The sequence below is a fragment of the Plantibacter sp. CFBP 8804 genome (assembly GCF_014841225.1).
Lineage (GTDB): Bacteria > Actinomycetota > Actinomycetes > Actinomycetales > Microbacteriaceae > Plantibacter > Plantibacter auratus.
In genome coordinates this window covers 46,065-63,236 of record NZ_JACYTU010000004.1, presented here as the reverse complement: position 1 = coordinate 63,236, position 17,172 = coordinate 46,065, and the positions used below count along the sequence as shown (strand labels likewise).

General features: G+C 69.4%; 16 protein-coding genes and 1 pseudogene. 4 read left to right on the top strand and 13 right to left on the bottom strand.

What is annotated here, in order from left to right:
- Nucleotides 1–127: 127 nt before the first annotated feature.
- From IFU11_RS10270 to IFU11_RS10260, 3 genes are all read right to left on the bottom strand, one after another.
- A complete protein-coding gene (locus IFU11_RS10270; protein WP_192018891.1) occupies nucleotides 128–2,689 on the bottom strand; it encodes a polynucleotide kinase-phosphatase in 2,562 nt (853 codons plus the stop codon).
- A complete protein-coding gene (locus IFU11_RS10265; protein ID WP_192018890.1) occupies nucleotides 2,686–4,089 on the bottom strand; it encodes a 3' terminal RNA ribose 2'-O-methyltransferase Hen1 in 1,404 nt (467 codons plus the stop codon). Before IFU11_RS10265 ends, IFU11_RS10270 begins: the two co-directional genes overlap by 4 nt.
- A 131-nt stretch (nucleotides 4,090–4,220) precedes the next feature.
- On the bottom strand, nucleotides 4,221–4,700 hold the full coding sequence (locus tag IFU11_RS10260; protein WP_192018889.1) for a hypothetical protein: 480 nt from the start codon (nucleotides 4,698–4,700) through the stop codon (nucleotides 4,221–4,223).
- Between the two features lie 77 nt (nucleotides 4,701–4,777).
- On the opposite strand from IFU11_RS10260, the gene IFU11_RS10255 reads away from it, so the two are divergent.
- Together IFU11_RS10255 and IFU11_RS10250 are read left to right on the top strand one after the other, a co-directional pair.
- Nucleotides 4,778–5,590, top strand: a complete 813-nt coding sequence (locus tag IFU11_RS10255) for an endonuclease/exonuclease/phosphatase family protein (RefSeq protein ID WP_192018888.1) — start codon at nucleotides 4,778–4,780, stop codon at nucleotides 5,588–5,590.
- Between the two features lie 104 nt (nucleotides 5,591–5,694).
- Nucleotides 5,695–6,096 carry a RidA family protein gene (locus IFU11_RS10250; RefSeq protein WP_124767879.1) on the top strand — a complete coding sequence of 134 codons (402 nt, stop codon included), beginning with the start codon at nucleotides 5,695–5,697 and terminating at the stop codon, nucleotides 6,094–6,096.
- On the opposite strand, the gene IFU11_RS10245 is transcribed toward IFU11_RS10250, so the two are convergent.
- The 6 genes from IFU11_RS10245 to IFU11_RS10220 form a co-directional block, all read right to left on the bottom strand.
- On the bottom strand, nucleotides 6,093–6,323 hold the full coding sequence (locus tag IFU11_RS10245; RefSeq protein WP_137242889.1) for a hypothetical protein: 231 nt from the start codon (nucleotides 6,321–6,323) through the stop codon (nucleotides 6,093–6,095). The genes IFU11_RS10250 and IFU11_RS10245 overlap by 4 nt on opposite strands.
- Before the next feature lies 1 nt (nucleotide 6,324).
- Complete coding sequence (locus IFU11_RS10240) at nucleotides 6,325–7,176, bottom strand: GTP pyrophosphokinase family protein (RefSeq protein WP_192018887.1); 852 nt, start codon at nucleotides 7,174–7,176, stop codon at nucleotides 6,325–6,327.
- A 105-nt stretch (nucleotides 7,177–7,281) separates the two neighbouring features.
- Complete coding sequence (locus tag IFU11_RS10235; protein ID WP_192018886.1) at nucleotides 7,282–8,010, bottom strand: YoaK family protein; 729 nt, start codon at nucleotides 8,008–8,010, stop codon at nucleotides 7,282–7,284.
- Between the two features lie 78 nt (nucleotides 8,011–8,088).
- Complete coding sequence (locus IFU11_RS10230) at nucleotides 8,089–9,057, bottom strand: acetylxylan esterase (RefSeq protein ID WP_192018885.1); 969 nt, start codon at nucleotides 9,055–9,057, stop codon at nucleotides 8,089–8,091.
- 41 nt (nucleotides 9,058–9,098) lie between these two features.
- Nucleotides 9,099–9,881, bottom strand: a complete 783-nt coding sequence (locus tag IFU11_RS10225) for an IclR family transcriptional regulator (protein ID WP_192018884.1) — start codon at nucleotides 9,879–9,881, stop codon at nucleotides 9,099–9,101.
- A gap of 53 nt (nucleotides 9,882–9,934) precedes the next feature.
- Complete coding sequence (locus tag IFU11_RS10220; protein ID WP_192018883.1) at nucleotides 9,935–12,283, bottom strand: FAD-dependent oxidoreductase; 2,349 nt, start codon at nucleotides 12,281–12,283, stop codon at nucleotides 9,935–9,937.
- A gap of 162 nt (nucleotides 12,284–12,445) precedes the next feature.
- Here IFU11_RS10220 and IFU11_RS20760 point away from each other — a divergent pair.
- Nucleotides 12,446–13,790, top strand: a pseudogene (locus tag IFU11_RS20760) (MFS transporter); the annotation flags it as partial.
- Between the two features lies 1 nt (nucleotide 13,791).
- On the opposite strand, the gene IFU11_RS10210 reads toward IFU11_RS20760, so the two are convergent.
- The 4 genes from IFU11_RS10210 to IFU11_RS10195 form a co-directional block, all read right to left on the bottom strand.
- The gene (locus tag IFU11_RS10210; protein ID WP_192018882.1) at nucleotides 13,792–14,157 is read right to left on the bottom strand and encodes a hypothetical protein; all 366 of its coding nucleotides are present in this window, start codon (nucleotides 14,155–14,157) and stop codon (nucleotides 13,792–13,794) included.
- A gap of 64 nt (nucleotides 14,158–14,221) precedes the next feature.
- The gene (locus IFU11_RS10205) at nucleotides 14,222–14,662 is read right to left on the bottom strand and encodes a DoxX family protein (protein ID WP_192018881.1); all 441 of its coding nucleotides are present in this window, start codon (nucleotides 14,660–14,662) and stop codon (nucleotides 14,222–14,224) included.
- 2 nt (nucleotides 14,663–14,664) lie between these two features.
- The gene (locus IFU11_RS10200; protein ID WP_192018880.1) at nucleotides 14,665–15,186 is read right to left on the bottom strand and encodes a GNAT family N-acetyltransferase; all 522 of its coding nucleotides are present in this window, start codon (nucleotides 15,184–15,186) and stop codon (nucleotides 14,665–14,667) included.
- Between the two features lie 12 nt (nucleotides 15,187–15,198).
- A complete protein-coding gene (locus IFU11_RS10195; RefSeq protein ID WP_192018879.1) occupies nucleotides 15,199–16,197 on the bottom strand; it encodes an acetylxylan esterase in 999 nt (332 codons plus the stop codon).
- 95 nt (nucleotides 16,198–16,292) lie between these two features.
- Here IFU11_RS10195 and IFU11_RS10190 point away from each other — a divergent pair, with 95 nt between their 5' ends.
- Nucleotides 16,293–17,114, top strand: a complete 822-nt coding sequence (locus IFU11_RS10190) for a DeoR/GlpR family DNA-binding transcription regulator (protein WP_192018878.1) — start codon at nucleotides 16,293–16,295, stop codon at nucleotides 17,112–17,114.
- Nucleotides 17,115–17,172: the final 58 nt, after the last annotated feature.

Here is a 17,172-nt window from a genome sequence, read left to right as displayed (position 1 = left end):
ACCCGGTCCCTGAGCTTGTCGAAGGGCACACGGCCTGGTCCCGCCCTTCGACAGGCTCAGGGACCGGACGGGGAGCTCAGGGACCGGACGGGGAGCGCAGGGAACGAACGGTTGCGACGAGTCGACGCTAGAGGCGCGGGTCGATCGGCTCGGACTCCATGGCGAGCACGCCGAAGACGGCCTGATGCACCCGCCAGGTCGGTTCACCGGCGACGAACCGTTCGACCGCCTCGACGCCGAGCGCATATTCGCGCAGCGCCATCGACCGCTTGTGGCCGATGTCCCGATCGCGCAGGCGCTCGAGGTTGTGCGGCTCCGTGTAGTCGGGACCGTAGATGATGCGCAGGTACTCACGGCCCCGCACCTTGATGCCGGGCTGCGCGAGCGACTTCTCACCGCGGACGAGGCCGGCCACAGGCTTCACCACCATGCCCTCACCACCCGCACCGGTCAGCTCCTCCCACCACGCGGTCGCGGCATCCTCGGAGGCCGACGAGGAGAGGTCGACCTCGACCGAGCGGGTCCGACGGATGAGCTCCGGGTCGGCGTCCGCGAGGCGGTCCGCGACCGAGAGGTGCCAGGCGTGGTCGCGGCCCAGGTGGCTCGTGCCGGTCGAGGCGAGCAGCTGGAACGGAGCGATCTGCACGCCATCCAGACCGTTCGAGGGCGCGGTGTACGGGCGGTAGGCCGCGACGTAGGCGTCAGCGGCCTCGGCCCGTCGACGCGTCCGCTCGAGCAGGTCCGAGACGTCGACACCCGTCGCCGCCGCCTGCTCCAGCACGTGCACGGCCGCCGGGAGTGCAGCGGTCGCGGCAGCTCCGACCGAGGCGTACTGTTCGCGGATCAAGCTCTCCGCCTTCACCGACCACGGCAGCAGCTCGCTGTCGAAGAGCAGCCAGGAGGCGTCGAGCTCCTCCCAGAGACCGACTCGCTCCACGGCGGCGTCGAGCCGGGTCAGGAGCGTCTGCATCGTCTCCTCGTCGAAGAACGGCCGACCGGTGCGGGTGTGGACGGTGCCACGCCACCCCGTGGGAGCACCGAAGGGTGCCGGATCACGCGTGAGCAGCACGACGGCTCGCGAGCCCATGTGCTTCTCCTCGCAGACCACCCGGTCGAGCCCCTCCCGGCGATACGCCTCGAACGCCTCAGCGGGGTGCTCCAGGAGGTCCTTCCGCTGCGAGGTGCTCGGCGGGCTCATCGTCGGCGGCAGGTAGAGCAGGCGCCGCGGGTCGATCGCGAACCGGCTCATGACCTCGAGTGCGCCGGCCGCCGCGTCTTCGCGGATGCCGACCCGGCCCGAGACGCGGGTCTCGACGACCTGCTTGCCGAGGACGTCGTCGATGCGCAGCAGCCCGGGATCCCGCTGCTCGCCCGCGGGACCGGTCGGGTGGCCGAGCGGCACGACGGGTTCGTACCAGACCTGCTCGGCCGGGACGTCGACGACCTCGCGCTCCGGCCACCGCAGGGCACTCAGCTTGCCGCCGAAGACGCAGCCGGTGTCGAGGCACATCGTATTGTTGACCCACTCGGCGTCGACGGTCGGCACGTGGCCGTAGAGGACGGTCGCCTTGCCGCGGTAGTCCTCCGCCCAGGGCAGCCGCACGGGCAGGCCGTACTCGTCGGTCTCCCCCGTGGTGTCGCCGTACAGCGCGAACGACCGCACCCGCCCGGAGGCGCGGCCGTGATACTGCTCGATCAGGCCGGCGTGCGCGACGACGAGCTTCCCGTCGTCAAGGACGAGGTGTGCGACGAGTTCGCGACAGAACCGTTCGACCTCGGCACGGAACTCCTCCGGCTCCTCGGCCAGTTGGGCGAGCGACTCGGCGAGCCCGTGACTGGTCTGCACCCGCTTGCCCTGCAACGCCCGGACGAGCTTCGACTCGTGGTTCCCGGGCACCGCCAAGGCATGTCCCGCGCCCACCATCCCCATCGCCAGTCGCAGCACGCCAGGAGTGTCCGGCCCGCGGTCGACGAGGTCGCCGAGGAAGATCGCGCGGCGGCCCTCGGGGTGCGCGGCGTCGATCGGGCGACCCTCCACGTCGCGCTCGATCACGTAGCCGAGCTTCGTGAGCAGCGTCTCGAGCTCGCTCCGGCAACCGTGCACGTCGCCGATCGCATCGAAGGGACCGCGCTCCTGACGGCGGTCGTTGAGCAGCGGCTCACGGACGAACGACGCCTGCGCGATCGCCTCCACCCCGGAGAGCACGTGGACCTTCCGGAAGCCCTCCTTGCTGAGGTGCCGCATCGACCGGCGCAGTTGGTCCTGCTGACGCTTGATGACGGCCGCGCCGAACGAACGGTCCTCGCGAGCCTCATTGCGCTCGATGCAGACGCGCTCAGGGACGTCGAGCACCACGGCGACGGGGAGGACGTCGTGGTTGCGTGCCAGGTCGATGAGCGATTTGCGCGAGGCCGGCTGGACGTTGGTCGCGTCGATGACCGTGAGGAGCCCGGCGTCCAGGCGGCGCGCGGCGACATCGCGAAGTGCTGCGAAGGCATCGGCGCTGGCGGCCTGGTTGTTCTCGTCGTTGGAGACGAGCCCACGGAAGAAGTCACTCGACAGGGTCTCGAACCGGCCGAAGTGCGTGGCGGCGAAGGTCGACTTGCCGGACCCGCTCACGCCGATGAGGACCACGAGCGACAGTTCGGGGATCGGCAGGGCGGCGGGGGTCTGCTCGAGGTCGCTCATGAGGTGGCCTTCCGGAAGATGGCGAGCTGCGTCGGCGAGCCGAGCTGCGGGTCGACGTCGCCGACCGTACGGTGCTCGACGCCGTAGCCGTACCGCTCGGCCGCAGTGGTGCACCAGGTCGCGAACTCCTGGCGGTCCCACTCGAAGCGGTGGTCCGGGTGCCGGAACGAGCCCGCCGGCAACGAGGGGTACAACGCGTTGTACTCGCGGTTCGGCGTCGTGACGATCACGGCCTCGGGAGCCGCAGCACCGAAGATCGAAGCCTCGAGTGCATCGAGGCGCTCGGCGTCGATGTGCTCGACGACCTCCATGAGCACGATCGCATCGAGTCCGCGCAGCCGGGTGTCCGCGTAGGTCGCCGAGGACTGCAGCAGCTGGATGCGCTCTCGGACGCGATCGCTCGCGTCGCGGAGCCCGAGCCGCTGCGACGCGGATGCGAGCGCGCGTGCGGAGACGTCGGTACCGATCACCGTGGTGACGACGGGATCCGCCAGCAATCGCGTGAGGAGGGCGCCCTCGCCGCACCCGACGTCGGCGACCGACCGTGCCCGCACGTCGGCGAGCGCCTGCAGGACCGCCTCGGCGCGCAGGCCGGCGAGTGCCGGGGCACGCTTCGTCTGTGACGCGGTGGCCGCGTCGTCCCCGTCGGCACCGTCGGTCCGCGCCTCCGGGTCCAGCTGCGACTGCGCATCGGTGACCATCCGCGACTGGTGCGCGAGATACCGCTTGGCGATCAGGTCCCGGTCGGGGTGATCGGCCAGCCACCCCTCGCCGGCGCGGAGGAGCTTGCCGACCTCGTCGTCGGAGACCCAGTAGTGCTTGGCGTCGTCGAGGACGGGCAGCAGCACGTAGAGCTGGCGGAGGGCGTCCGCGAGGCGGAGGTGCCCGGTCAGCTCGAGGTCGACGTATCGCGAGTCGCCCCACGCGGGGACCGTCGGGTCGAGCGGGATCGCCCGTTCGACGACGGTCCAGCCGAGCGGGCTGAAGAGTCGGGTCGCCAGCTGCTCCAGGCCTCGCGACGGAACCGCCGCGACGGTGATCGTCAGCGGGAGCGCTGCCGCGGCGAGCTCCGGGTGGGAGTCGCTGCGGCCGGTCATGGCGCTGCGGAACACCTGCCCGATCGCGACGGCGACCATCGATGATGACGCGTACGGTCGGTCGTTCACGTACTGCGAGAGCGACGCGCTGTCACCGCCACCGAAGCGCTTCTGACGGACGAGCGCGATCGCGTCGACCTCGAGCAGCAGGGCGATGGTGCACCGCTCGTCGGTCGCCTCCGGGTAGAACACGTGCGCGCGCCCGACGCTGAGGTCGAAGCTCTGCGCCCGCGCGGGATGCTTGCGGACGAGGTGCCCCAGGTCGGCGGCCGACGGCGCGGTCGAGGTGATGGTGACGAGCACAGGTCCATCCGTCCGGTCGGCGGCGAGGTTCCTGAAAGCCTAGCGGCGGTCGTCGCGCGTGCGTGAGTCGCCCGAATCTGCACGGATTTCGGCGATTTCCGTGCAGTTCCGGGCGACTCAGGGCCGGCTGATCAGCCGCCGAACAGCTTGCCGAAGAACCCCTTGCGCGGCTTCCAGCCGGCGGCGGTCAGGGCGTCGATCACGGGCTGCTTGACCTCGTCGGTCGTGAACTCGTAGCCCATGAACTGTCCGGTCGTCGTGCCATCGCGGTCGGTGGACTGCGAGATGGGCGCGACGCTCCGCCCGAAGGAGAAGGACTTCTGCGGGCCGGACTGCCAGGTGCGCTTCGTCGACAGACCGCCGAGACCGACGGTCGTCTTCGAGGAGGACGACTGCTCGTGGAACTCCCACTCCCCCTCCTCGGGGTGCAGCTCGACCCGCAGCTCGTACTCGGCACTGAACATCCCGGCGCCGATGAAGCCGAGCCAGCGCTGGTCGGCGTACCGCCAGTGCGCGACGATGCCGTCGGGTGTCGGGTCGTAGATAAAGGGGAGTTCTTCGCTGTTGAGCGCGAGGATCCGGGCCTGGGCGTCGCGGAGGTCGAAGGTCATGGGGCGAGTCTAGGCAGACGGACCGCCCGGCGACATGGGGACAGCTCCCCGTCACCCGGCTCCCCTACGCTGGCCGGGTGAGCGAATCCATCCTGACCCAGAACGTCCTGACCGTCATGAGCTACAACATCCGCACCGCCGTCGCCCAGCCCGGTCACGAGTGGGTGGACCGTGCACCGCTGGTCTCACAGGTCATCGCCCGCAACGCACCCGACCTCCTCGGGCTGCAGGAGGTCCGCGAACACCAGCTGCACGACCTGCTCCCGGGTCTCGCCGAGTACGACTGGTTCGGGCAGGGTCGCGACGGCGGTTCGGCCGGCGAGTACGGGCCGGTGTGCTTCCGCCGCTCGCGGTTCGAACAGCTCGACGCCGGCGAGTTCTGGCTGTCGGACACCCCCGACGAGCCGGGCTCGAACACCTGGCCGTCGCTGCACGCGCGGTTCGTGACCTGGGTCAGACTCCGCGAGCGACGCACCGGCGACGAGCTCGTCTTCGCCAACACCCACCTTGACCACGAGAGCTCACCCCACGGCGACGACGTCCGCACGCGCAGCGCGAAGCTGATCGCCGACCGATTCTCCGGCGTCGACGTCCCCGTCCTCCTCACCGGCGACTTCAACACCGAGCGTGGATCGGCGGCGCACGACGCCCTGGCGGACGCCGGGTTCGTCGACCTCTCGCCGGTCGAGAGCGACGGCATCGGCACGTTCCACGGCTACGGTCCGCAGCGTCCGGGGAACGCGCGTATCGACTGGGTGCTCGGGCGCTCAGGCAGCGTCGCTCCGCACGCCCGACTGGAACCGATCGAAGCCCTCGTCGACGAGCAGGAACCCACGTCGGAGGCGAGCGACCACTTCCCCATCCTCATCCGGGCGCAGCTCACCCACTGACGGCGATCCGACGCCGAGGTGGCCGCGCCGACGCCGTCCGACGATGTCGGGCACGATGGATCGAGAGCGGTCGTACGATCGCGCCCGCACCACGAGGAGGAACCATGTCCGTCGTCACGCTGATCCGATCCGACGAGCTCTCCGACGCCGCGGAGTACGCCTACGCGTCGTCCGTTCCGGCGAGCGCCAGGCTGCTGTTCCTGGCCGGATCCTGCCCACTGAACGTCGACGGCTCGACCGCTGCCGTCGGGGACGTCGCCGGGCAGGCGGAGAAGTGCGTCGAGAACCTCGTCATCGCCCTCGAGGCCGCCGGTGCGACGCTCGGCGATGTGGCGAGTACCCGGGTGCTCGTCGCGTCGACGAAGCAGTCCGACCTCGTCACCGCGTGGGAGGTCGTGCGCGCCGCCTTCGGCGATCACGACGTGCCGTCAACGCTCCTCGGGGTCACCGTGCTCGGCTACGACGACCAGCTCGTCGAGATCGAGGCGACCGCCGCCGTCGCTTAGGCGGAAGCTAGGTCGAGTTCGCGTCCCTCGAAATACCGGGCATGGGTCTTCTTGACCGTGTCCAGAGAATCGCTGTTGAGTGACACAATCTCCCAATCCTCGCTCGACCTCGTCTGCTCGACCTCCAGACGTCGCACCAGTGCCTCGCGGTGGCCGTCGGGGCCGGTGAAGGAGGTCACCCGCCAGTCGCGAGAAACCCGGTTGTACTCGATCAGGTAACCAGGCATGTCACGCTCCTCGTTTGGCCTTTTGCAATGAGATTCGAGCGTCGGACAACAGGCTACGCATGGCGGTACCGCGCTCGGATTGTTCGACGTGAAGTTCTTCGATTGTACGCTTCTGCTCCTGATAGTCCTCGATGAGCTTCCGTTCTCGACGTGATCTCGGGACCAGCCGCTCGATGTGGCCCGCCGCTTCGGCAAGCGCGAGTTCGCTCTTCTGTAGGAGGTCATACGACTCCTCGAAGCGCGCGATCGTCGACGACGAGTATTCACGGAGCGCCTCCACAAGGCGGGCTGCCGCGGGTGTCGTCGGCAGCCCGTCGTAACGGATGTCGCGTCCCCAGAGATCCCCTGCGGCTTCGTACAGGTTGGCCCACTCTCCCTGCAGGTGCGTCCGCACCTGCACTTCCACGTATCGCTGCAATTTGAGGCGCAGGTGGACGGCACGATAACCACTGTGCGGATCCGCTCGCAGATCGCGGACAGCGTCCTCAGGGCGATGATCGAACGCGCCGGCGATGGCTACCGCGACCGCATCCTGCTCGGAGAGCGTCATCTCCGCTTCGAATCGCACGCCCGCGATGTCTCCGATGCGACCCAGCGGCGTCTTGCCCTGCCTGATGAGCTTGTCTCGCAGCGTATCGATCGTCTTGGGACGGGAAGTGATTTCGGGTACTCGGTCGCCAAGTAGGGGCGACCAGTCGATTCGTTCGATGCGCTTCTGCACGAGCGTCGCAAGGTCGTTGGACCAGAGCATCACCTCCGAGTAGCTCGGTAGAGATGGGTCTGGTTCAGAGCGGTCGCGGATCTGAGTGCCCAGCCGCTCGAGCTGCCTGTTCGACCATGGGCACTGTTCCATGGCCAGGATCGTGTCCGTCGGGCGTGCTCTCTGCAGCCAGATGAGCCGTGTACACATCAATCCATCGACCGAGCACCTTTGTGGAGGACTCGTCGTTGAAGAAGCTCAGCCGGAGGCCGTCGGCGCGAGCCGGAGGAGGACCAGCCCGACGATCGACGGGACGAGAGGCAGCGCGGCACCGAACACCGGGTCCACGCCGGTGAGGAGCGAGCCGCAGAGGGCGCCCGCCACGAGCAGCACGATCGCGCCGATGCGGATGAGGTGGTGGTCGTGGACACCGTCGGCGAGGCTCTGCATGAGACTCGTGAGGGTGCCGGTCACGAAGGTGGTCGTCACGCCTGAGCGTTCGATGCGACGGGCGACGGCCGTCTGCCCCGCCATCGCGAGCGTGGAGAGCGCGATGAGGACGCAGATCACGGGCGTCGTGCGCAGGTCGGAGGACACGATCCATCCGATGAGGACACACGCTTGCGCGACCACCGCACCGCCGAGCACGAGGACGAGCCGGTGCTGCGGCGCCTCCGGGGTCGGTCTGTCAGCGGTGGCGACGAGCCTCGTGAAGCGGAAGGCGAGGAACGTCCCGACGGAGAACAGCAGCACGGCGACCGTCGCCCCGAGCAGCACCTCGCCGAAGTCCGGCCGGCTCGTGAGTCCGGCCAGCACGAAGTTGCCGGTCATGTTCGCGGTGAAGACGCCGCCGAGTTGGAGGAACGCGAAGGCGTCGGTCGCCCCGGCCGCGAACGACAGCACGAGCGCCATCGCCGCGATCATGCCGGCACGCGTCCGACGCCGGGTGGTCGTCAGGGTCGGGTCGGTGCCGCCGGTCTCAGTCACGTGCACATCGTCCCACGCCCGTTCGCCCATCTTCGGGCGAATGGGAGCCCGCTCGCCCCGAGATGGGCGAACGAAGCGTCAGGCGAGGAGGTCCGCGAGGAAGGTCAGCTGCGCCTGCTGCTGCACCGGCCCGCCACCCTCGTGCCCGTTGTACGGGTAGACGGCGATGTCCTTCTGCGTGCCCGCGTAGTGGTTGAACGCCGCGTACACCGTCGAGGGCGGACACACCGCGTCGCAGAGCGCGACGGAGAACAGCGCGGGGGCGGTCGCACGGGCGGCGAAGTTCGTCGCGTCGAAGTACGAGAGCGTCCGGAACACCTCCTCCTCGTGACCACGTCGGCTGATGAGGTACGTCTTCAGCTCGGCGAAGGGGCTCGCGTCGGTGATCTGCAGGGCACGACGGAAGTGCGACAGGAACGGGACGTCGACGAGCGCCGCGGCGAGTCCCTCGCAGAGCCCGGCCGCAGCGAGCGCGATGCCGCCGCCCTGGCTGCCGCCGGCGACGACGACCCGGGCGGGGTCGACGTCGGGGAAGCTGCGCACCACGTCGACCGCGAGCGCCGCGTCCGTGAAGACCCGGCGGTAGTAGTAGGTCTCGGGACTGTCGAGGCCGGCGCTCATCTTGCCGGCGACCTGCGGACCGCTCCCGAACGGGTCGGCCGTCGCGCCCGGCAGGTTCGCGCTCCCCTGGCCGCGGGTGTCCATGACGAACACCGCATAGCCCGCGGACGGGTGCATCGTCCACTGGTGGGCGAGCCCACGACCGCCGCTGTACCCGATGTAGTGCACGATGCACGGGAGCGGCTCGGTCGCGCCGGCCGGTCGGATGAACCAACCCTTGATCGGGTCGCCGCCGAATCCGGAGAACGTGACGTCCTCGACGACGAGACCCGTCAGCTCAGGGTTGGATCGTTCACGCACCGTCGGCTGGGCGAGGGCGTGGGCTTCGGCGAGGGTGTCCATCCAGAAGGTGTCGAAGTCCGACGCCTCCTCGCGGTCGGGCAGGTACTGCTGGAGCTGGGCGAGGGGGAGGTCGAATTGCGCCACTGGTCACCTTCGGTTCGTGAGATCGGATGCGGGAGGACGGGTCAGGAGGACGGGATCGCGGAGATGAGTCCGAGACCGACGCTGATGCGGTCGGCCACCTCGATGAGGTCCTCGGTGAGGACGTCGAGGTCGCGCTCGCGCATCAGGCTCAGTCGACCCGAGATGGAGATCGCCGCCACGACTCTGGCGTTCGCGTCGCGGATCGGCGCCGCGATCCCGAGACGACCCAGCGCGAGCTCCTGGTCCTCCATGCAGACGCCGCGTTCCCGCGCCGTCGCGAGCTCGGCCGCGAGCGCCGCGTGCTCCGTGATGGTGTTGGCCGTGTAGCGCGGGAGCGGCTCGTCACCGAGCAGCGCACGGAGGCCGTCCGCGTCGAGGTCGAGGAGCAGACACTTGCCGAGCGCGGACGCGTGCAGCGGCTGGCGCAGCCCGATCATCGAGTGCGATTTGGGTGCAAGGGCTCCCTCGAAGTGGCAGAGGTAGATGAGGCTCGAGCCGTCGAGGACGCCGACGTTGACGCTGAGTCCGATCCGCTGCGCGAGCTCCTGGGCGGGAGCACGCGACTCCCGGTGCACCGGGTTCTGATTGAGCCCCTCGCTTGCGAGCGCCAGAATGGCCGCGCCGATGGCGTAGGACGGACTGTCGGCCACCTTCGTCACATAGCCGAGCTCCTCGAGCGTGCCGAGGAGGCGTGCGGTCGTCGAGGTACCGAGACCGGTCGCACGGGCGATGTCGGAGGCCCGCAACGGTCCGGTGGTCGATGCGCCGAGAACGGCGAGCACGGATGCTGCACGGCCGATGCCCTGCTGGATCTCACCTGCCACTGGTCCTCCACGGTGTCGGTGTCGGTTCGGATGTCCGGCCTCGGAGGCCGTGTTCAGCGTAGCGGTCGGGCTCGGCGTGGCCGGGTGGTGCGCCCGCTCGGCTGCTCGAAGACCTTCACACTCGCGACACTCACGTAGGGCGACCCGTTCGTGGCCGTGACGACGACACGGAGGGCGTCGACCCGCACGGGTTCGACATCGTGGATCCGGTGGCGGTGGCGGTTCCCCTCGACCTCGGCCAACACCGTCCACGTCCCTTCAGCCGCACCCGCCGGTCTCCCCTCGAGTCGGTAGTCGGCGACGAGCTCCGGCACCGCCTCGAAGTCGGTGCGGTGGTGGTGCAGGTTGATGAGGTCCACGTCGACGTCGTCGTTGAACACGATCCGGACGGACGCGACATCGACCGGCTCATCCCAGTGCAGGGTGAGGACCTCGGGCTCGGCGACCAGATCGCGGTTGTCATCGAGTCGCTCCGAGGACCACAGGTGCGGTCCGCCGTAGGGACGTTGGTAGCCGTCGACGATCCGCTCCGGGCGGTACGCCGTGGTGTCCCCACCGACGGCCAGCGCGACGCTCCGGCCGCGCAGCTTCCGCGCGTTCCAGTCGAGGATCGCCTGGTCCTGCTCCTCGGGGATGTGGTCGTCGAACACCTCGTCGGAAGCGTGCTTGGCGGTCAGCACGAGGAGCCCGTAGGGGTGGCCTTCAGTGAGGAGCAGGCTGATGTCCGGGTTGGCGCGGACGACGAGCACCGCGTTCTGCTCGATCTCCGGCGTCCATCCGAAGCGGACGGTGGCCGACACGCCGACCCCGGCAGCGATCTCCGCGGCGCCATCGAGGAGGTACTCGACCGGGACGGCGTTCTGACGCTTGCCCGTGCTCCACAGCTCGACGCGGAGGGTGGTGTCGCGTGCGGCGTCGACCAGCAGGGTGATCTGGTCGAGTGACGGAGCGACGGGCACCAGGATCGCGACGTCGCGGTCGAGCGTGAACCGCTCGCCGGAGCCGAGGTGCTCCAGTGTGGAGATCGCGTCGAGCGCGCTCGAGGCGGAGACCGTCGCCCGCCTGGCCAGGTCGTCGGGGTCGTCCGTGGTGATGCCGATGACCGGCGCGTCCTCGCGGAGAAGCGTGCGCTGCAGGAGCGGGAGCGCCTGCCCGGCGAGCTCCCGCGGCGTCAGTCCATCGCGGGCGATGAGCGCCGCAGCCGTCCCCACCGCCTGACCCTGCGTGGCGCAGGTCGCCATGACGCGGGTGGACCCGAACGCGACGTGGGAGGCGGAGATGTTGCGTCCGGCGAACAGCAGGTTGCCGACGTCCCGCGAGTACAGGCTGCGGAAGGGGATCCCGTAGGTGCCGTTGCTGAAGCGCTGTTGCGCACCGGCGGTCTCGGCGTAGACGCCCTCGACAGGGTGCAGGTCGATCGACCACCCTCCGAAGGCCACGGTGTCCTCGAAGTCGACCTGGTCGAGCAGGTCGTTCTGCGTGAGGGTGTGGTCGCCGAGGAGCCGGCGGTACTCACGCTTGCCCGGGATCGATCCGACCCACTCGAGCGTGAGGTTGTCGGCGTCGAACTCGCCGGAGTTCTTGATGTAGTCCCAGATCCCGAAGACGACGCTCCACAGTTCGTCGCGGATCTGCTCGTTCTCAGCGACGGTGTCGAGCTCGCCGCCCCACTCGATCCACCAGTAGTTGCAGCCGTTGTCGCCGGTCCGGATGATCCGGTTGGTGAGGATCGGGGTGTCGCGGATGTCGCGCGCGATGTCAGGGGCAACGAACCGCTCGGGGCGTCCGGCGTCCTTCGTGTAGAAGAAGATCGAGCTGCCGAGGAGTTCGTCGTCCGCCACCTCGGGCGCCCACGGCTCGCCGAGCTCGGCACGGCCCTCTCGCCCGATGCGGGAGGTCGCACCCGCCAGATGACCCACCAGCCCGTCTCCGGTGCAGTCGATGAAGACTGGTGCGACGAACTCCGTCTCGATCTCGCTGCCCATCGTCCATCCGGTGACGGACGCGATCCTCGGTGTCGGCGACGCCACGCCCTCAGCGCCCTCCGCCATCGTGACGATGCGGACGTCGGTGTTGAGGTGCAGCTGCAGGTTCGGCTCGGCCCGCACGAGGTCGAGGACCGTCTGATCCCAGTAGAACGGGTTGCCCTCCGGGTTGCGGTACTGGTTCTCGAGGAAGAGCTCCCCCATGATGCCGGTCTCCCGCGCGAACCGCTGGTGCCCGTGCGCGGTCGCTCCGACGACCCACACCCGCACCTCGCTCGACGAGTTGCCACCGAGCACCGGCCGGTTCGTGACGAGCGAGACCCGGGAGCCGAGACGGGCGGCCGCGACGGCGGCCGAGACCCCCGCGAGACCACCGCCGATGACCACGACGTCGGCGGACTGGGTGCGGTGCTGCATGGGAGACACTCCTTCGTGATGCGTGATCCTGGAAGCCGTCGGACACGTGTCGACCACCGGACGGTTGCCACGCTACCATTCAGCGGTACGACTTTCCCATTCAGTGGGTAAGATTCTTCGGCAGGTGAACCTCGAAGCACCCCGACAACGATGTGAGGACCGATGGACGAGAGCAGGACCCAGGCCGCAGCCCTGGCCGAAGCCGCCGCGCACAGTGCGCAGACCCCCTACGACGACGCTGAGCGATCACGCCGGATGCGGAAGGTCATCTGGGCCGCGGGGGCCGGACACTTCGTCGAATGGTTCGACTTCGGTCTGTACGGCACGCTCGCGACGGTCATCAGCCTCAACTTCTTCCAGCAGGGCAACACGCAGGCGGCCCTCCTGCCCGCGTTCGCGGTGTTCGGCGCCGGCTTCGTGATGCGCCCCCTCGGTGGCCTCTTCTGGGGCTCGCTCGGCGACCGCATCGGGCGCAAGACGGTCCTCGCGACGGTGATCCTCGTGACCTCCGGGGCGACGGTCGTGATGGGTCTGCTACCGACGTTCGACCTCATCGGCCTCTGGGCGCCGATCCTGCTCGTCATCGTGCGGCTCGTGCAGGGCTTCGCCGCCGGCGGCGAGAGCTCCGGCGCCACGACGCTCCTCGCCGAGTACGCCCCGTCCAACCGACGCGGCTTCGTGACGAGCTTCATCGACGTGTTCGGCTTCGCGGCCTTCGTGGTCGGTGCGGGCCTCGTGCTCCTCTTCACCTCGACGCTCGGCACCGACGCCCTCAACGAATGGGGTTGGCGCGCCCTCTTCTTCCTCGCCCTGCCCCTCGGCCTCGCTGGCCTCTACCTGCGGAACAAGCTCGAGGACACCCCGGAGTTCCAGGCGATCCAGGCCAAGGGGACCGTCTCGAAGTCACCGCTGCGGACCTCCTTGCGCACCTCGTGGAAGGCGCTGCTCTTCTGCGTCGGCTTCGTCGTCATCAAGGCCGTCGGCCACTGGATCCTGCAGACCTTCATGCCGTCCTACCTGCAGACCGACCTCGGCTACTCGCAGCCGCTCAGCTACGGCGTCACGGTGCTCGGGCTGCTCGCGATCGCGATCCTCGTCCCGTTCATGGGCCTGCTGAGCGACCGCATCGGGCGGAAGCCGGTGATGATCGCCGGTTGCGTCGGGTTCCTGGTGTTGACGTACCCGACGCTCATGCTCATGAGCGCGGGCAACTTCGCCGCCGCGGCCGTCGCGATGGTGATCCTCGGCGTCTTCATGGCGGCGTACGACGGTGCGTCGAGTGCTGCGATGGCCGAGCTGTTCCCGACCAGCATCCGTTACGGCTCGATGGCGATCGCGTACAACCTGTCGGTCGCCGTGTTCGGTGGGATCACGCCCTACTTCGCGACATTCCTGATCGCCTCGACCGGCAACCGGTTCGCTCCCGCGTTCTATGTGATGGCGGCCGCGCTCATCACGTTGATCGTCGTGCTGCGGGCCCGCGAGACGGCCAAGCTGCCGCTCCCGCNTCAGCGGGCGAAGTCGCGCAGGTCGAGGTCGGGATCCTCGAGGACGTCCGAGGTCTCGATGGAGTCGCGCGGCTCGTAGGCCGTCGTGGACGGACGGATGTCATCGAGGTAGCCCTGCAGGCGCGATTCGGCCTCACTGAAGTCCGGTACGTCCTGATCCCAGGCGTGCGGCACGGACAGCACGTCGTTGCCGAGACCGATCACGAGCTGGGCTGATGCGTCTTCGACGTCGGAGTCCACGACGATCGGAATGGTGACCGCTTCAGCGCGTCCGCGCTTCGCGAGCTCCGCCGTCAGTTCGACCAGCAGGGCCGCGACCTCGTCGGTCGTCACAACGTTCTCACCCGCGTATGTAATGCATCGCATGCATCAACCCTGCCGGATCAGGCCTGGAACCTCAGGCCCCTTGACACCCGGTGGGGCCGGATGACTAGGCAGCTCCGAGGCCGGACTCGGTCGAGGACGACCGGCGGCGGCTGGTCCGCCACGCTCGCCACGCTCCCGTCGACCAGAGCGCCCAGACGACGAGAAGCGGTTGGAACACCAGTCGAACACCGCGCGCGACGTCACTGTCGAGGCCGAAGGCGTCGGTGCCGCGGACGAACTGCTCGATGTTGCCGGGGAACACCGCGACGAAGAACGCGGCGACGAGCCAGCCGACGGCGACGCGGTACCGGGCGAGCAGGATCAGCGAGAGGCCGAGCAGGATCTCGACGACTCCCGACGCAACGACGACCACGTCGACCGGCAGGGGCAGCCACTGCGGCACCTGGGCGACGAAGGACTGCCGCGCGAAGGTGAGGTGGCCGGTACCCGCGAAGACGAGAGCCGCTCCGAGGAGCCAGCGGGCGAGTGTGCGGACGATACCCATCCTCAGCTCGCAGCCGTCACGGCGTACTTGAAGCCGCGGTGCGAGCCGACGAAGCCGAGTCGTTCGTAGAAGCGGTGGGCGTCGACCCGGGCCTCGTCGGAGGTCAACTGCACGATCGACGAACCGGTCGCCGGAGCGGCGACGTCCGTCACCCAGCGCATCATGGCCGATCCGACACCACCGGAGCGCAGGCTCGAGGACACACGCACCGCTTCGACCAGCAGCCGTGTCGAGCCGCGACGGGCCATCCCGGGGATGCGGGTCAGCTGCATCGTCGCGATGACGGCCTCCGCCGCGTCGACGACCAGCAGGATCTCGTTCGCCGGGTCGTCGATGAGGTCCGCGAGCGCACGCTCGTAGGCGGGGAGATCGCTCTCGTTCGCCAGGTCACCGCGGGACGCACTGATCGGGTCGTCGGCGAGGAGCGCCATCAGCGCGTCGAGGTCGGCCAGGTCAGCCCGCCGCAGCAGCAGTTCCTGCCCCGGTGTGGTGAGGGCGACGGGGAGCGTGAGCGCAGCGATCATCCATCCACCCTCTCACCTCTCGATCGTCGATCCGTCCACTGCCAGCGCGACCGCCCGGAGTGCGTGTGCCCTCGTCGCGGCATACGACTCCGCCAGTACCGCATCGAGCCCCGGATACTCGATGTGTCCGGCGGGGAGGACGCTCAGCTCGAGGTCCTCGAGTGCGTTGGCGACGGCGAACTGCCCGGGTGGTGGCACGTGTCCGTCCCAGAGCGCGGCCTCCACCCGCACCGGCACGTGGATGAACCCCGCGGCCGTCGAGGCGTCGAAGAACCGCAGGACCTCGCGCGCCTCCGGGTGCTCGGCGACGTGGTGTCGCACACGCTCCCCGCTCCCCTCGCACGGCAGGCGCAGACGCAGGTCGTACTGACCGAAGCTCGGCACCACGAGCGTCGCTCCGACGAAGCGGTCGTCCCACGGCAGGGCGAGCGCACCGATCCCCCCGCCGAAGCTCTCACCGACGAAGTAGAGCGGGAGCGGTCCGACGACGTCGAGCAGCGCCGACGCCGCGTGCCAGAGGTCGACGGCACAGCGGCCGAGCGCGTACCGCTCGACGCTGTCGATGCCGAACAGGACATGCCCGTCCTCCGGTGTCGGCGCTCCGAGTCCCGCGTTGAAGACGCCCTGGCCGCGTGCGATCGGGAAGATGACGGCGGCCTCGTCCGGGACGCGGGACCAGTCCGGCGCGTCCCGCCCGCCGTAGCCGTGCCCGTGCACCATCCCGAAGCGCGCCTGCCCGTCCGCCGGCGTGGCGAGCCATCCGCGGAGGCGAAGGCCATCGGCGACCGTGTGCTCGACGACGAAGACCTCGTGGGCACCCTGTCGGCCGATCGGGGTCAAGACCGGATCTGGAGACACCTCACGTGCCGCCGCGTACCACCCGCGCCACAGCTCCTCGAATCCGGCCGGCGGCACGACCGGTTCGATCGCCAGGAGCGCCTCGAGGTCGTAGCCGTAGGTGCCGTCGCGAACCTCGTCGCCGAACCAGTCCCGATGTCGTACCTCACACATGCGTTGTCCGCCTCCGTCTCGTCGTCGTGGATCGCCGGTGCCGAGGTTCGCCGTGCGCGCGTGCCAGACTGGCAACCGGGTCGAAGGAGGACGCTGTGCTCGGTGCGGAACGCAGATCGCAGATCATGTCGGAGGTGCGCCGCAACGGTGCGGCGAGCGTCGTCGACCTCGCGACCGCACTCGGCGTCAGCGAGATGACCGTGCGACGCGACATCGAGCAACTCGCGACGGAAGGCCTCGTCGACCGCGTCCGTGGTGGCGCCACCACGCCCCGCCTGCCCGACCGTGCCGAGCTGGGCTTTCCCAACCAGGCACGCCGACTGCTGGCCGAGAAGCGCGCCATCGCCCGTCGCGCGGCCATCCTCGTCGAGCCCGGCATGTCGGTCGGCCTGTCCGGCGGGACCACCACCTGGACCCTCGCCCAGGAGCTGCGAGCCATCCCGGAGCTCACCATCGTCACGAACTCCCTCCCGGTGGCCGACGTGTTCGCACGGCCCGACCGCGCCGACGAGCCGTACACCCAGACGGTCGTGCTGACCGGCGGCGTCCGCACCCCCTCGGACGCCCTGGTCGGTCCGGTCGCCGTGCGCGCGATCGAGTCCCTGCACTGCGACGTCGTCTTCCTCGGCGTCCGCGGGATCGACCTGCAGGCGGGGCTGACGACCTCGAACCTCCTCGAGGCCGAGACCAACCGGGCGTTCGTCGGCGCCGGGCGTCGCTCCGTCGTGCTCGCCGACCACTCCAAATGGGGCGCCGTCGGGCTGACGACGATCGTCGACCTCCGCGAGGTGGACCACCTCGTCATGGACGACGACGTGTCCGAGGACGTCGAGACCACGCTGCGCGCGCAGTTCGGCGAGGTCTGGCTCGCGCCGGTCGCCTCCGCTTCGCTGGACGACGACCGTATGGACGCCTGACCGCGACACGTCCAGCACCCCGGCACAGCGGAGCGCCGGCCTGCCCTGCCGCTCATGG

Bases quoted from the DNA above. Each gene is read 5' to 3' on its own strand.
- IFU11_RS10270 (WP_192018891.1), bottom strand. From the start codon at position 2,689: ATGAGCGACCTCGAGCAGACCCCCGCCGCCCTGCCGATCCCCGAACTG.
- IFU11_RS10200 (WP_192018880.1), bottom strand. From the start codon at position 15,186: ATGATCGCTGCGCTCACGCTCCCCGTCGCCCTCACCACACCGGGGCAG.
- IFU11_RS10205 (WP_192018881.1), bottom strand. From the start codon at position 14,662: ATGGGTATCGTCCGCACACTCGCCCGCTGGCTCCTCGGAGCGGCTCTC.
- IFU11_RS10195 (WP_192018879.1), bottom strand. From the start codon at position 16,197: ATGTGTGAGGTACGACATCGGGACTGGTTCGGCGACGAGGTTCGCGAC.
- IFU11_RS10260 (WP_192018889.1), bottom strand. From the start codon at position 4,700: ATGACCTTCGACCTCCGCGACGCCCAGGCCCGGATCCTCGCGCTCAAC.
- IFU11_RS10250 (WP_124767879.1), top strand. From the start codon at position 5,695: ATGTCCGTCGTCACGCTGATCCGATCCGACGAGCTCTCCGACGCCGCG.
- IFU11_RS10210 (WP_192018882.1), bottom strand. From the start codon at position 14,157: ATGCGATGCATTACATACGCGGGTGAGAACGTTGTGACGACCGACGAG.
- IFU11_RS10245 (WP_137242889.1), bottom strand. From the start codon at position 6,323: ATGCCTGGTTACCTGATCGAGTACAACCGGGTTTCTCGCGACTGGCGG.
- IFU11_RS10240 (WP_192018887.1), bottom strand. From the start codon at position 7,176: ATGGAACAGTGCCCATGGTCGAACAGGCAGCTCGAGCGGCTGGGCACT.
- IFU11_RS10220 (WP_192018883.1), bottom strand. From the start codon at position 12,283: ATGCAGCACCGCACCCAGTCCGCCGACGTCGTGGTCATCGGCGGTGGT.